Origin of the sequence: Nonomuraea sp. NPDC050786 (assembly GCF_040654115.1) — a bacterium.
Classification (GTDB): Bacteria; Actinomycetota; Actinomycetes; order Streptosporangiales; family Streptosporangiaceae; genus Nonomuraea.
The window spans coordinates 187,570-201,605 of record NZ_JBFAHJ010000022.1 but is presented as its reverse complement, the minus strand read 5'-3'; the positions used below and the strand labels follow the sequence as shown (position 1 = coordinate 201,605).

11 protein-coding genes are annotated in these 14,036 nt (G+C 71.3%); 3 read left to right on the top strand and 8 right to left on the bottom strand.

Annotated elements, in window-relative coordinates; genetic code table 11:
• From AB0H84_RS33880 to AB0H84_RS33845, 8 genes are all read right to left on the bottom strand, one after another.
• On the bottom strand, positions 1–205 hold a 205-nt coding region (locus tag AB0H84_RS33880), incomplete at its 3' end, for a hypothetical protein (RefSeq protein ID WP_357613422.1).
• Positions 206–258: 53 nt separating this feature from the next.
• Entirely contained in the window at positions 259–1,290 is a 1,032-nt protein-coding gene (locus AB0H84_RS33875) for a LacI family DNA-binding transcriptional regulator (RefSeq protein WP_357613419.1), read from the bottom strand.
• 307 nt (positions 1,291–1,597) lie between these two features.
• Positions 1,598–2,953: a sugar ABC transporter substrate-binding protein gene (locus AB0H84_RS33870; RefSeq protein WP_357613417.1), complete on the bottom strand. Its 1,356-nt coding sequence runs from the start codon at positions 2,951–2,953 to the stop codon at positions 1,598–1,600.
• Positions 2,954–2,996: 43 nt separating this feature from the next.
• On the bottom strand, positions 2,997–3,941 hold the full coding sequence (locus AB0H84_RS33865; RefSeq protein ID WP_357613414.1) for a carbohydrate ABC transporter permease: 945 nt from the start codon (positions 3,939–3,941) through the stop codon (positions 2,997–2,999).
• Positions 3,942–3,953: 12 nt separating this feature from the next.
• Positions 3,954–4,775 (bottom strand): sugar ABC transporter permease, encoded by an 822-nt coding sequence (locus AB0H84_RS33860; RefSeq protein ID WP_357613411.1) that lies wholly within the window; start codon positions 4,773–4,775, stop codon positions 3,954–3,956.
• A 129-nt stretch (positions 4,776–4,904) separates the two neighbouring features.
• Positions 4,905–7,037, bottom strand: coding sequence for an alpha-galactosidase (locus AB0H84_RS33855; RefSeq protein WP_357613435.1), 2,133 nt, complete (start codon positions 7,035–7,037; stop codon positions 4,905–4,907).
• Positions 7,038–7,448: 411 nt separating this feature from the next.
• A complete protein-coding gene (locus AB0H84_RS33850) occupies positions 7,449–7,952 on the bottom strand; it encodes a GNAT family N-acetyltransferase (protein WP_357613408.1) in 504 nt (167 codons plus the stop codon).
• A 205-nt stretch (positions 7,953–8,157) separates the two neighbouring features.
• Entirely contained in the window at positions 8,158–8,913 is a 756-nt protein-coding gene (locus AB0H84_RS33845) for a zinc ribbon domain-containing protein (protein ID WP_357613405.1), read from the bottom strand.
• Positions 8,914–9,089: 176 nt separating this feature from the next.
• Here AB0H84_RS33845 and AB0H84_RS33840 point away from each other — a divergent pair, with 176 nt between their 5' ends.
• The 3 genes from AB0H84_RS33840 to AB0H84_RS33830 all read left to right on the top strand — a co-directional run bounded on the left by AB0H84_RS33840 (position 9,090) and on the right by AB0H84_RS33830 (position 13,809).
• Positions 9,090–10,610: an FGGY-family carbohydrate kinase gene (locus AB0H84_RS33840; RefSeq protein ID WP_357613402.1), complete on the top strand. Its 1,521-nt coding sequence runs from the start codon at positions 9,090–9,092 to the stop codon at positions 10,608–10,610.
• A gap of 57 nt (positions 10,611–10,667) precedes the next feature.
• The gene (locus AB0H84_RS33835; protein WP_357613399.1) at positions 10,668–11,582 is read left to right on the top strand and encodes a hypothetical protein; all 915 of its coding nucleotides are present in this window, start codon (positions 10,668–10,670) and stop codon (positions 11,580–11,582) included.
• A 127-nt stretch (positions 11,583–11,709) separates the two neighbouring features.
• Positions 11,710–13,809 (top strand): M14 family metallopeptidase, encoded by a 2,100-nt coding sequence (locus AB0H84_RS33830; RefSeq protein ID WP_357613397.1) that lies wholly within the window; start codon positions 11,710–11,712, stop codon positions 13,807–13,809.
• The last annotated feature ends 227 nt before the right edge of the window (positions 13,810–14,036 follow it).

Sequence of the window (14,036 nt, the reverse complement as noted above, 5' to 3'; positions counted from 1 at the left end):
AGCGGCGGCGGGTGCCGATCTCCTCGAACCCGTAATGCCGGTAGACCGCCTGCGCGCGGGCGAACGGGGCCGTGCCCCAGTTGGACGGCGTACCCGGCGACGCCCCATCACAGAGGCGATCTCGCTCATCCGCTGCAGCTGCCTTGGCAGCACCCGGTCCGAGGCATTTGTCGCCGGCCACCACCACTGGCAGCGGCGCGTTCAACTGGAGGGCCTCCTCCCGAGGTGTGGACACCTCGAGTAGCGCGGCGAGTCGCGCTAGGCCGAGCCGCCCATGAGGATCTCGGTCGGCAGGTAGATGCCGGGCTCCCCCGTAGGGCCCTCCTCGATCTCCCGCAGGCAGCGCTCCACCAACGCGACAGCGATCTGCTCGAACGGCACCCGCACGGTCGTCAGCGGCGGATCCGTCAGCCACTGCAGAGGACCACCGTCGAAGCCGGTCACGGCCACGTCGTGGCCGACCCTCAGCCCCGCCGACCGTACGGCGCGGATCGCCTCGACGGCCAGCCAGTCGGCCGCGGTCACCACGGCGGTGGGGCGCCGCCGCCCGGACAGCAGCCTGCTCACGGCGGCCTCGACCTTCGCCTGCGGCTGCTGCACCACCCAAGAGCCGGGCACGGACAGGCCGTGGTGGCGCGCCCGGGCGCGGAAGCCCTCCACCCGCTCGGTGAACCAGTAGCCCGGCTGGCGGGGCCCCACGTAGGCGATGTCCTCGTGCCCTTTGCCGACCAGGTAGTCGACCATGGAAGCGATGCCCGCGGCATTGTCCACATCCACCCACGACTGCGGCAGGTCGGCCTCGGTGCGCCCGAACGAGGCGAAGGGCATGCCCACTCCCGAGAGATAGCGGGCCCGCGGATCGTCGATGCTGGAGTCGCTGATCAGGAATCCGTCGACGCCGTGGGCCGCCACGAGCTCGCTCAGGCGGTCGGTGACGTCGCCGCTCGAGGTGAAGACGAGGATCTGGTAGCCCCGCTGCTCGGCCTCACGCAGCAGCGGCGACACGAAGGACACGGCGAAGACCTGGTTACGCTCCAGCAGCTCGCCGGAGATGTGGAACCCGAGCTGACGGGTACGCTGCAGCCGGAGGCTGCGTGCCTGCCGGTTGGGCTGGTAGCCGAGATCCTGCACCGCCTCCAGCACCCGCAGGCGGGTCTCCTCGGGGATGCCGCTGCCCGGCCGCTCGTTGATGACGAAAGAGACAGTGGTCGGCGAGACGCCGGCGAGCCGCGCCACGTCCGCCATGGTAGGGCGCCGCCTGCGCGCCCGGGCTCCCTGCCTGGTGCTCATCGGCCGCTCCGTGCTGATCTCTCTCCCACCGCTCCCCGGTCGCTCCGGGCCGATCCCCCGACCGCCGCCCGGCAGGCCGCCGCCACCGCGACGCCCAGGCGGCGACGGCGAAACCGGGGGGCTTCACGCACGTGCATGCGCCCGGCCTGCCGGCTGGGCGTGATCAGCCTAGCGCAGGTGGTCCGGCCGATGAGTACCGCCTGTCGCGTGACTCTTCCGTGTGCATCGGACATGTGTGCCCCCCGTTCCGGTGGCGGACCCGGCGCCGACAGTGCCGGGCGCCGGGTCCGCCTGCGTCTCGCCCAGCTCACTTGAACAGGGCGTTGACCTGCTCGTTGGCCTTGGTCAGAGAGCTCGCCGGGGCGGTGCCGGCGACCACGGCGTCCATGGCCGGCTTCATGATGGCTTCGATCTGGGCGGCGTGGTCGGTGATCGGGAAGAGGAAGGTCGTCTTCTCCTTGACGTTCACGGTGAACGCCTCGACGTCGACGCCCTTCTCCGCGAACTTCTTCTGCGCGACATCCACCGCGGCGGGGATGGCCGGGAAGACGACCGCGTGCTCACCGACGACGTTCTGGCAGGCGGGGGAGGCGAGATACTTCACCCACTCCCACGCGGCGTCCTTGTTCTTGGTGCCGGCGTAGATGGAGTCGGCGAGGCCGTTGAACATGCTCATCCGCGTCCCGCTCGGGCCGGCGGGCAGCGGGGCGAGCGCGGGCTCGAACTTCGCGGACTTGGCGCCGAAGACCGAGCCGATCATCCAGCTGCCGTTGGTCCCCATGGCGGCCTTGCCCGCGGAGAGCATGTCGTTCCAGGCCACGCCCTCGGTCGCCTTGAGCGGCGGCATGTAGCCCTTGTCGATCAGGCTCTTCCACCAGGTGATGGCTTCCTGGAACTTGGGGTCGTCGTAGTTGTAGTGACTGCCCCAGGGGTTCTTGTCGGTGAACTTCCAGCCGTTGCTGGCGGCGTACATGCTCCACTGGGTCTGGCCCACGCCGTTGCCGGAGCTCTCGAGCCACAGGCCGTAGGTGTCGACCTTGCTCTTGTCGAAGCCGGGCTCGTCGCCGTGCTTGCCGTTCTTGTCCACGGTCAGCTTGGCGATGATCTTCTCGTAGGTGCCGCCGTCGGTCGGATTCCACGCCATGCTCTTCAGCTGCTCATCGGTGATCCCCGCCTTCTCGGTCAGCTTCTTGTTGTAGAAGACGGCGATGGTGTCCCAGTCCTTGGGCAGGCCGTAGCGCTTGCCGTCGGCGCCGACCCACAGGTCGGCCAGGCCCTCCGCGTAAATGCCGGTGTCCACCTTGTCGCGCTTGACGAGGTCGTCGATCGGCAGGATGGTGCGCTTCGTGACGAACTCGGGGTACTTGGCCAGGTGGTTGGTGAAGACGTCCGGCGCGGACCCGGAGACGAAGCTCGTGGTGAGCTTGGTCCAGTAGTCGTCCCAGCCGAGCTGGGTGATCTTGACCGAGATCTTCGGGTGGGCCTTCTGGAAGTCGGTGGCGCACTGCTGGTAGGCCGGCTGCTGGTTGGCGTCCCAGAGCCAGTAGGAGATGGTCGCCTTCCCGTCGGCGGAGGCGGCCCCTCCGCTGTTGCCGCCGCCGCAGGCAGCGAGGGCCAGCGACAGCAGGGCGACGCCGGCGACCGCCGGCAGCTTCTTGATCATCAATGTGTCCTTTCCGGTGGAGCTTGGCGAGAAGAGCGGGGGGTCACTTCAGACCGGAGAACTGGATGGAGTTGACGACGCGCTTGCCGAACGCCGCGAACAGCAGGAGCACCGGCAGCGCCGCGACGAGCGTGGCGGCCATGAGCCCGGCCCAGTCGGGGCTGCCCTGCGGCGTCTGGGACTTGAACACGCCGAGCGCCACGGTGAGCACGCGGACGTCGTCGTCCGTGGGATCGGTGACGAGCAGCGGCCAGAAGTACTCGTTCCAGGAGTTGATGTAGGTGAGGATGGACAGAGTGGCGATCGGCGCGGCGCTCATGGGCAGGATGAGGCGGAAGAAGATGCGGGGATAGCCGGCGCCGTCGAGCATCGCGGCCTCCTCGACCTCGCGGCTCACGTTCAGGAAGAACTGCCGCAGGAAGAAGACCGCGAACGGGGTCATGAAGAGGTACGGCAGCACGATCGCGGCGAAGGTGTTGAGCAGTCCCAGGCTCTTCATCAGCTCGAAGTTGGGCAGGTGGATGAAGATCGGCGGGACCATGAGCGCGGTCAGGAACAGGAAGAACACCTTGTCCCGGCCGGGCCAGCGCAGCCGCGCAAAGGCGTAGGCCGCCATGGCGCTGAAGAACACCTGGCCGACCGTGATGACCGTGGCGACGAGCACCGAGTTGCGCAGGTACAACCAGAATCTGATGGAGGCTCCCGACCCGCCCTGGGCCTGGGCCTCCTGGATGGTGGCCGCCCCGAACACCCGCTCGTATCCACCGAGGGTCGGCGCCACCGGCAGCCAGGACGAGGGGTCGGAGAACAGCATCCGGTTGTTCGACAGCGAGGTGCGCAGCATCCAGTAGAACGGGAACAGCGTGAGCAGGACGAAGATCCAGAGCACCGCCCAGGCGGCGATCCGGCCGATGCGGACCCGACGTGCCTGGCGTGCGGCCGGGCCGGCCGCCACGGTCTTCGCCGAGGGCATGCTTATCGCGGTCATGGCAGCGCTCCTCTAAGACAGGTCCGACTCGCCCGCACGCAGCAGGCGCATCTGGAGCATCGAGACACCGGCGAGGATGACGATCAGGGCGACCCCCATCGCGGAGGCGTAGCCGAAGTCGAACTGGCTGAAGGCCTTCTCGAAGATGTAGTAGTAGATGACCTTGGAGGCGTCCGCCGGGCCGCCCTGGGTGGTGACGGCCACGGTGTCGAAGATCTGGAAGGATCCGATCACCGTGATGACCAGCACCATCGCCAGCACCGGCCGCAGCAGCGGCAGCGTGATCCGCCAGAACGAGCGCCACTCCGTGGAGCCGTCCACCGCCGCCGCCTCGTAGAGCGACCTCGGGATCGCCTGCAGGCCGGCGAAGATCAGCAGCGCCGTGTAGCCCATGTGCCGCCAGACGTTCACCAGCGCGATCGTCGGGATCACCAGGTGCTCTTCCCCGAAGAACCCGAAGGGGCCGAGCCCGATCCAGCCGAGGAACTGGTTGGCCACGCCGAGGGTGTAGTCGGCCATCCAGTACCACACCAGCGCGACGACCACGTTCGCGACGAGGTACGGCAGCAGCAGCACTCCGCGCAGGAAGCTCGACTTGGTCAGCCGGTGCATCAGGACCGCCAGGACGACCGCCACGATCGTCTGCACTCCGATGTTGATGACGACGTACTCCAGGGTCACCGCGAGGGAGCTCCAGAAGGATCCGTCACCGATGAGCTTGGTGTAGTTCGACAGTCCCGACCACTCGGGCGGGGTGAGCAGGCTGTAGTCGGTGAAGCTCAGGTACACGCCGCGGATCGTGGGCCAGAGGTAGAAGACCGCGAACCCGAGCATCGCGGGAAGGATGAAGAAGAGCGCGGCCCGATGATCCCGCCTCTTGTGCGATGGGGCCTGTGGCGGCCTGCGGCGCCCGGCGGGCGCCCCGGGTCTTGGTGTGGGAACGGAGACGGTGTCCGCCATCGATCACTCCCTGGTCAGCCGGAGCAGCAGTAGGTGTTCTGGATGGAGATCGGGGGCCTGGATCCCGGCCTGTTCCAGGACCGAGCCGGGAAGGCGGAGCTCGCCGCGGGCCAGCCACGCCGGGAGTACGTGATTCACGCCGACAGCCACGTCGCCGGGTGCCAGCGGCTCGATCCGGTACATCGCGCCGGGGTCCAGTGCGGGCAGCCGCACCCGGCCGGGTGGCGCGACGACCGAGGTCGCGACCGCGACCAGCGCGAAGATCGCCTCGGAGCGGTCCTGCGCGACCACGCCGTGCACCCAGAGCGCGGGGTCCGGGTGATCGGCGCGGACGATCCGCCCCGTGTGCAGCAGGCCGCGCACGTCCTTGTAGAGCGCGATCCAGCGGGCGAGCTCCGCTCGCTCGGCGTCCGAGGCGGAGGTGAGGTCCCATTCGATGCCGAAGTGGCCGAACAGCGCGGTCCCCGCGCGGAAGGCGAGGTCGTGGCGCCGGCCGGTGGTGTGCGCGTGCGCGGCTCCCACGTGCGAGCCGATGAGCTCGGGCGGGAGCAGGAGCTGGGTCCAGCGCTGGATCGACTGGCGTTCCAGGGCGTCGATGCAGTCGCTGCCCCACACCCGGTCCGTCCGCTGCAGGATGCCGAGGTCCACCCGCGCCCCTCCAGAGGAGCAGGACTCGATCTCCAGGCCGGGGTGGCGCCGGCGCAGCTCGTCCAGCAGCCGGTAGACCGCCAGCGTCTGCCGGTGGACGGCCGGCTCTCCGAGCGGGCTGTGGCCCGCGTCGATCAGGTCGCGGTTGTGGTCCCACTTCAGGTAGTCGATGGCGTACTCGGCGATCAGCCGGTCCAGGCGGTCCAGCACGTACGCGTACGCCTCAGGGTGCACGAGGTCGAGCACCTGCTGGCGGCGTGCCTCCGGCGGCATCCGCCCGCCGGTCGACATGATCCACTCCGGGTGGGCCCTGGCCAGGTCGGAGTCGGGATTGATCATCTCCGGCTCGACCCACAGCCCGAACCGCATCCCGAGTCCGCGCACGTGATCGACCAGGGGGTGCAGGCCCTGCGGCCAGACGTCCTCGTCCACATACCAGTCGCCGAGGCCGGCGTGATCGTCGCGGCGGTGGCGGAACCAGCCGTCGTCCAGGACGAACCGCTCCGCCCCCACCTCGGCCGCCCGGTCGGCGAGCGCGCACAGCTTGGCGAGGTCGTGGTCGAAGTAGACGGCCTCCCAGGTGTTCATGACCACGGGACGCGGGGCCGGCGGGTGGCCGGGCCGGGTGCGCAGGTGCCGGTGGAAGCGGTCCGACACGTCGTCCAGCCCGTGGCCGTAGGCCGCGTACAGCAACGGAGTCGTGTACTCCTCCCCCGGCTCCAGCCGTACCTCGCCGGGCAGGAGCAGCTCGCCGCCGCCGATGACGGCCCGGCCGTCCGGCAGGCGCTCGGCGTAGGTGACGTGGTTGCCGCTCCAGCCCACGTGCACCGCCCACACCTCGCCGGAGCGGAATCCGAAGCCGGGAACGCCCGCCGCCAGCAGCAGCGACGCGTCGGCTCCGGTGCGGCCGCGCCGGTTCTCCCGGACCCGGGAGCCCACCGTGAACGGCTGGCGCTGCGGTGACCGCTCGCGCAGGTGCCGTCCGGTCAGGTCGAGCAGCTCAGCGGCCGCGGCGGGCACCGGCAGGCTGAGCACGAGGCCGTCCAGCACGTACGGCTCGGCCGGATGCCGGTTACGCACCGCGGCCCGCATCGTGATCAGGCCGGTGTCGTCGAGTGCGAGCCACAGCGTCAACTCCAGGGCCGCGGCCTCGTCCACGGCCTCGACGCGAACCTCCGCGCCATCGGCGTGCGCCGAGGTCACCGTGAACAGCGGCGACCAGGCCGTGCCGCCCCGATGCCCGCGCAGTCCCGGCAGCCCCGGCCAGCCGGTCGCGTGCTCGGCGACCATCGAAAGGGCCGCGGGCGTGTCGAGACCGTTGGAGACGACGGCGGGAATGGCGGCGAGGGCCAGGTCGCGCAGCTCCGCCGACGTGACGTCTCCGAGGTCGCCACCCCAGTGGAGCACGCTCGGCAGGCGCGGCCCGCCCACGTCCAGGACCAGGCTGACACCGCCTGCCCGCAGGTGGATCGGCTCCGGCCGGCTCACCGCGGCGCCGTACGGCGCCGTCGGCTCCCCGGCTCGTATGCCGGTCTCTTGGGTCACTGCGGCACCTCCCACTACGTGGCTAAGCTTTAGTAAATCGATTTAGGAAGCACCAATCGCCATGGCGATCAAGAGAGGAAGCCATGGGAGACCAGAAGGAGTTTCGATTTACTAATTGCTTTTAGTCGCTAAGTTGGCCTCAAAAGTGCCCTGGCATGAACCGCATGTCAATCCCTCGTTACGAGTCCGTTACGCTGATCGCACATACGGTAAGCGCTTGCCGGTCCGCTGCTCCAGGCGCGCCGTGCGTCTGGCGTCGCGCTTCTTGCCGGAGATGTCCGCTGCGGTGATCGGGCAGGGCGCGGCCCACGGCCGCCGGCGGACATGATCCGTCCGGCGGCCCACCGGAACTCGTCAGGCGAGCGTCTTGAAGGAGATCCACACGTCCGGCGGCTCGTCGGGCAGGTTCGGTACGGGCCTGCGCTCCTCGGTCCAGTCGTCTCCGGCGATCTCCGTGGCCACGCGCCGCCAGAACGTCACGGCGCCCGCGTTGGCGTCCTGGAAGGCGATCTCCCAGCTTCCCGGGTGTCGGGCGACGATGTCCTTGACGGCTCGCAGGCCGATCCCGCTCCGGCGCGCGCCGCGTACCACGAAGAAGCTGTTCAGCACCCGTACCGGGCCGTCAAGCCCGCGCACGAACGCCAGGCCGGCGGGGTGGTCGCCGCTCATGATCAGGTATGGCGCCCAGCCGGCGTCGTGGAAGGCGGAGTGGAGCCGCTCGCTCCTGAACGTGCCGTCGGGATGGGGCAGTCCGCCCTGGAACTCCGACATGTCATGGCGGAACATCAGCCAGAGGCGTTCCACGGTGGCGTGGTCGGCGCCTGTCGCGGGCCGCACGGAGAAGTTGTCATCAAGCATGAAAAAAGCCTCCCGCCGGAAGGGCGGAAGGCTTAAGGCTGAGGCAGTGATCATAGCAGGTCCTGCGATGGTCTCGGGCCTCGTACGGAGTCGGGGCCGCGCGGATGCCGCAACGGCCAGGCTCGACCCTGCGCGGGATCACCGCGCGGCGGTGCGGAATAGTGACACCGTGACTCCTTCGCTCCCTGAAGGAAGCGGCTTCTCGCTAAGCCGCTTGCGCAGCCTCACGAAGGGCAAGCCCTGCCCTCAAGATGTTGATCGCCGCGTTCACGTCGGCGTGTGCGGCATGCCCGCACGCCGTACAGGCGAACTCGGCTTGGGCCAGGCGGTTCTCCTTCGCGACGTGGTGCTCGCCATCGCTCGTGGTGACCAGCGACGCCACGCCCATGTCGATCCCGGCGACCGCTCTGGTCGCGGGCAGGGGCACGGCGGGGACGTCGTCGCACGACAGTACGACGTACCAGCGGGAGCCTTCCCGTTTGACGCTGATCGTCTTCACCCGGCCCTTCACGGCCCGGTGCTGGTGCACCCGCACATGTCCGATGCCGAGCAGGTAGACCCGTCGCACCGGTTCGTGCGGTTGGGAGTCCCACCTCGCGCCGTTCTTGGTCGCGGGCCACTCCACGATGTCGAACCGGCCCCGGCCCTTGAAGCGCGGGTACCCGGCCTTCTGCCCGGCCCTGACTCTGCGGAACGCCGCGAACGCCCTGTCGAGACGGCGCAGGGTCTGCTGCTGGGAGCCTGCCGACCAGCGGCCCTGCCCGTCAGGGTCGGCTTTGCGGATCTCTTTCAGCTCCGCCGACTGCTCGCCGTAGCGGATCGTGACACCGGCCTTGGCGTAGGCGGTGCGGCGGTGCTCCGGCGCGGCGTTGTAGAGCTGCCGGTGATCTTCCAGGCACTGCGTGAGCGCGGCGGCCTGCTTGCCGGTGGGGCGCAGCAGGAACGTGACCGACCTGCGCACTCCCACCTCCCACGTTCGGTAACGAGACGACCACGGTATCGGCCGGCACCGACAAAACCCGGAAGGACAGCTGTGATGCGCGGACCAGGCAGGGCAGGGCACGCTCGGGCCTTGACGGCCCTCCCGCTCACGATTCCCCCGACGGCTGAAGCCGCCGGTCCCTTCGGGAGCATCTGATGGCACGGCGAGCGCTGCTGGCGGGGATCGACGTGGGCACCACCCACGTCAAAGTCGGGCTCTTCGACGAGCGAGGCGCCCGGGTCGCGTCAGTGCGCGAGACCACCCCGCGCGAACTGCCCGCCGTCGTGGCCACGGTGTCGCGGGCGCTCGGCGAGTGCGCCGCACGGGCCGGGCGCGGGCCGGACGCGATCGGGGTCGCGGGCATGGCCGAGACCGGCGTGCCGCTGGACGGGACCGGCCGGCCGCTCATGCCGCTGCTGTGGTGGAACGACCCCCGGGCCGCGCAGGAGGCCGCCGGGCTGAGCCGGGACGCGGCGGCGCTGTACGCGCTGACCGGCCGCCGGGCCGACCCGAAGGCGCCGCTGGCCAAGTGGCTGTGGCTGCGGACCCACGCGCCGGACGTGCTGGAGTCGATGCGGTGGTGGGCGCACGTGCCCGACGCCGTGGCGTACGCGCTCACGGGCCGGCTGCGGACGCACGAGACGCTGGCCGCCCGCACCTTGGCCTATGACACGGGGGCCGGAGCCTATGACCCGGACCTGCTGTCGCTGGCCGGGCTGCGGGTCGAGCAGCTGCCTCCCACGGCTGGGGCGGTGGAGCCGGTCGGCCCGCTGACGGCCCCGGTGAGCGGGGTGGCGGCCGGCGTCCCCGTGGTGATCGCGGGGCACGACCACGCGGTGGGGTCGTGGGCGTCGGGCGTACGACGCCCCGGGGACGTGGCCGACTCCCTCGGCACGGCGGAGGCGGTGATGGTGCTGTCGGACTCCCGGCCGGACCCGCGCACCGGTCTGGCCCTCGGCATCACGACCGACCCGTCACTGGACGGCGCCCGCACCGTGGTGGTCGGCGGGCTTCCCACGAGCGGCGCCATGCTCGACTGGGTGCTGGGACTGCTGGCGCCCGAGGGCGGGCACTCCCCCTCCCGCAGCGGACGAGCCGGGGACCGGGAGAGCGGGCGCGCCCCCTCAGCCGGGGAGCGGGAGAGCGGGCACGCCCCTTCCCCCGGCGGCGGAGGCGGATATGACGCCCTGCCGGGGCTGCTGGACGGGGTGCGGCTGCCGACGGGGATCGTCATGGAGCCGTACCTGCGGGGCCGGGTCGCGCCCGCGCCCGATCGCGACCGCCGCGTGACCGTGTCGGGGCTCGGCCCCGAGCACACGCCCGGCGACCTGCTGGCGGCCGCCGTCGAGGGCACCTGCCTGCATGCCCGCTGGATGCTGGACGAGCTCACCGCCGTGACCGGCACCGCCCCCGAGCGTCTCGTCGTCCTCGGCGGGCAGGTCAGGATCCCGCTGTGGACGCGGGTCAAGGCCGCGGTGTCGCCCGTCCCCGTCGAGGTGGTGCGGGACGGCGACGCGGTGTGCGCCGGCGCGGCGCTGATCGCCGGGCAGGCCGGCGGCTCGCTCGACGACGTGCCGCTGCTCCCCCGCGACGTCCCGCCGCACGATCCCCGCCTCGCCGCCGCGTACGTCCACGTGTACGAGCGCTTCCTGGCCTCGGCCCGCGAGCCCGGATGACGCATGCGACCGGAGCGGGGCCATCGGAGAACCCTCGCGACCACGATCGGAGCACTCATGACCAGTCCGCAGAGCGGCACCCCCGCGCCGACGCTCGACCTGCTGGCCCGCCCTTCCGGCGGGTTCGCCATGGTGGCGATGGACCAGCGCGAGAGCCTCAGGCAGATGTTCGCGGCGGCGACGGGCGAGCGGGTGGGCGATGAGACGTTGACCGGGTTCAAGCTGGCGGTGGCGCGCGAGGTCGGCCCGTACGCCTCGGGCTTCCTGATCGACCAGGAGTACGGGTTCGGCCGGGTGGCCGCCGAGGGCCTGGTCCCGGGCGGCCTCATCATCGCCGTTGACCTCCTCCGGCAGGACCCCGACGGTCCCGTCGAGGACACCTCCATCGACGAGCGGGTCGATCTGGCCGCCGCCCGCGGGGCCGGGGCGGTGGCCGCCAAGCTGCTGCTGATCTGGCGCGACGACGAGCACCGCGCGCGGCGCCTGGAGACCGCCGCCGAGTTCGTACGGCGCTGCGCCGAGGCGGGGCTGCTCTCCGTGCTCGAAGGCGTCGCCAGGCCCCCGGCCGGGGCGGACGGGCCCTTCGACGGGCCTGCCGCGATCCGCGCGGCCGCCAGGGAGCTGGCCGGGCTGCGGCCCGATCTCTACAAGGCGCAGGTGCCGCTCGGAGGGGCCGCGCCCGAGGAGCGGCTGGTGGAGGAGTGCGCACGGCTCGACGAGGTGATCCCGGTGCCGTGGGTGGTGCTCTCCCAGGGCGTGGAGCGGGACGACTTCCCCGCCGCCGTGCGCGCCGCCTGCCGCGCGGGCGCTTCCGGGATGCTCGCCGGGCGGGCCGTCTGGAGTGACGTGGTGGGTCGCGGGGATGTGGCCGCCGAGCTGCGCACCCGTTCCGTGCCGCGGCTCCGGCACCTGGCCTCGATCGTCGACGCCCACGCCCGCCCGTGGCACGCGCCGCGCGCCACGACCACCTGACGCACGCGGAACCCGCCGCGCGGGCAGGGGTCCTTGCCGGTTCGATCATCTCCGCCTTCAATGGAGCCTCAAACGGGTGATCCAGGAGGGGCCGATGCGCGGCTTGCGAGCGTCCGCTGTCGTTCTGATGATCGTTCTCACGACGCTCGCGGCCGCGGATCCCCCGGCCACGTCCGTCGCCGCACCCTCCGATCCGAAGGATCCGGAGCCGGCCTCGCTGGTCACGCTCTCCGTGCCGGACCGGACGGCGATGGAGCGGCTGGCGGCCTCGGGCGCCGACCTCACCGAGCGGATGCGGCCGCAGCCGGACGGCAGCGTCCAGGTGGACGCGGTGGTCACGCCCAGCCAGCTCGCGGCCTACCAGGCGCTCGGCGCGAGCCTGGCCCCGGAGACGCCGCCGCCCCCGGCCACGGCGCAGTCCACCGCCGCGAAGGACCAGCTGGTCGTCGAGCGGGCGGTCTGGTTCAGGTCCCGCGACGGGTACTTCCTGTCCGTCGAGGCGTCCAGCAGCGCCGGCGAGGCCGCCACGCTCAGCGTGACGTGGACGGGCCAGGGCGGCTCGACCGGCCGGGCGCCGATGACGCCGTACGTGGACGCGGGCGCGTACCTGGGCCACCAGTTCAGCGCCCCGGTGCCGGCCACGAGCCGGCCGCAGTGGGTCACCGTCACCTCGGCGACCGGCGGCACGGCTGAGGCGAGAGTCAGAGCGTGGCCCGACGGCGAGCGCCCGGACCGGGCCGGCCCCGGCTACCAGAAGGACTTCGTCACCCAGTACATGCCGCCCGCGCAGCTCAACGAGCGGATCAGGGCGCTGCACCGGCGCTTCCCCAAGCTCACGGAGCTGATCACGCTGCCGTACCCGACCAACGGCTACCGGCGGCACGCCCAGGCCCTGATCGGGACGCCGCCGGCCGCGGCCGTCGTCGTCACCTCCGACGCCTACGGCTCCGAAGGCGGCAACGACCTGGCCGTCGAGCTGGCCGACCCGGGCGTGCCCGGCAGGCCGCTGCGGGTCACCGTGAACGGCAAGATCATCACCGTCAGCCTGGCCACCGACGGCTCGGGGGCGCCCGCCAGCACCGCCGCCCAGGTCGCCGCCGCGATCAACGCCACCGCGAGCAACGCCGTCGGGGGCAACGCCGTCGGGGGCAACGCCTCCTCGAGCAACGCCGTCGGGGGCAACGCCTCTTGGAGCAACACCACCAAGGGCAGCGGCGTCAAGGCCACCACCTACCGGGCCGACCCGGGCGCCGGCATCATGGCGCCCGCGCCGCTCACCCAGCTCAGCGACTTCCTCCACGCGCCGGCCGACGTCTCCCGGGCGCCCGCGCGGGTGCTGGCCCTGCGCATCGGCGCGCACCGCGACGGCACCCGCACCGGCGTGCTCGCCTACGCCCAGGAGCACGCCCGCGAGTGGGTGGCGCCCCTGGTCGTCGTCGAGGCGGCCGAGCGGCTGCTGCGCAACCAAGCCCACGACAAGGCCACCCGCAGGCTGCTGGAGCGCACCGACATCTTCATCGTGCCGACCGTCAACCCGGACGGCGCGAACTACAGCTTCTACGACTTCAACGCCCAGCGGAAGAACATGACGAACCACTGCCCGCCGCAGCAGTCCGACCCGGCGCAGCGCAACACCTGGGGCGTGGACGTCAACCGCAACTACGCGACTGGCTCGCTCTCCGACGGGTACTTCGGCGCCTCGGCCAACTGCCAGAGCGGCACGTACGCGGGACCGGCCGAGCACTCCGAGCCCGAGAGCCGCAACGTCATGTGGCTGGCGCAGGCGTACCCCAACATCAAATTCGCCATGAACGTGCACAGCTACGGCGGCTACTTCATGTGGCCGCCCGGCGCCTACAAGCTCGACGGCCGCGTCACCCTGCCCAGGCCCACGGCCCAGCAGGAGGCGTACTTCCTGCGCTCGGCCCGCACGATCGAGGAGGCCATCGCCGCCGAGCGCGGCACCGTCACCTGGCCGCAGCAGACGGGGCCGGTCACGGACGTGCTCTACTCCGCCGCCGGCAACTCCGCCGACGAGCTCTGGTACGAGCACGGCGTCTACGGCTGGGACTTCGAGGTGGGCGCCGACCTGTGGAACCCCGCGACGCGGGCGTGGGAGGGCGTGGGCTTCCAGCCGCCGTTCGCGGAGGGACACGCCGAGGCCATGGAGTTCGCGTCCGGGCTGATCTCGCTGGTCGGGGTCGCCGCCGACTTCCGTGAACCCTGATCCGCCGCTACCTGAAATGTGATCGAATGTTAGAACAGGTCAGGCAGCCGTGGCCTTACGGCCCGGCGTCAGCGGCCGGGACGACCGGGGCGCGGTCGTGGTCCCGCGCGCCCCTCACCACTTCCTGAGACACCTCGCTCGCTCCACGGCGGCCCCGCCCTCTTGGCGCTGCCGCGTGTAGGAGATGGCTTCGAACTCCGCGGGCGGTCGGTGACCGCAGGCGGTAT